Source organism: Vallitalea longa (assembly GCF_027923465.1).
In the GTDB taxonomy this organism is placed as follows: domain Bacteria; phylum Bacillota; class Clostridia; order Lachnospirales; family Vallitaleaceae; genus Vallitalea; species Vallitalea longa.
Genome location: NZ_BRLB01000060.1, coordinates 1 through 503 on the forward strand (window position 1 = coordinate 1; position 503 = coordinate 503).

Annotated in this window: 1 tRNA gene; it reads left to right on the plus strand. The window is 30.8% G+C overall.

Annotated elements, in window-relative coordinates:
* Nucleotides 1–213 precede the first annotated feature (213 nt).
* Nucleotides 214–287, plus strand: a tRNA-Met gene (locus tag QMG30_RS24820).
* The last annotated feature ends 216 nt before the right edge of the window (nucleotides 288–503 follow it).

The following is a 503-nucleotide window of genomic DNA, read 5'->3' on the forward strand; positions in this document are numbered from 1 at the left end:
TCGAGGGCTTGACCAAGGAAATATGTTTGAACCTGAGGGTTTGAATATATAAGAAGTCAAGCTAAGAGTTAAGATGTATAAGTTATGTAGTAGTTATTTGCTTAGGTTGATTGATAGTTTAATTAGTAATAAGAATCAATGTGTTGTTTTGAATGGTTATATAATTAAGTTAGGTATATCCTAACTATTTTTGACCAATAATATATAACATCTGGCGGAGTAGCTCAGATGGCTAGAGCATACGGTTCATACCCGTAGTGTCAACGGTTCGACTCCGTTCTCCGCTATTTTTAAGTTGATTATGACTTAAATAAAAAAAGTGAAAAAAGATGTTGACACACAATAAAATATATGATAAAATATATTTCGTTGTCTTAACAAACAAAGAACCTTGAAAACTGAACAGTGAAACAACCAAAAACTTAGTAAAAGTTTTACCCAAGAAATTCCTTAGTAAATTAATGGATAAAGACGATAGTCTATAAAATATAAGCCAGAGCAAT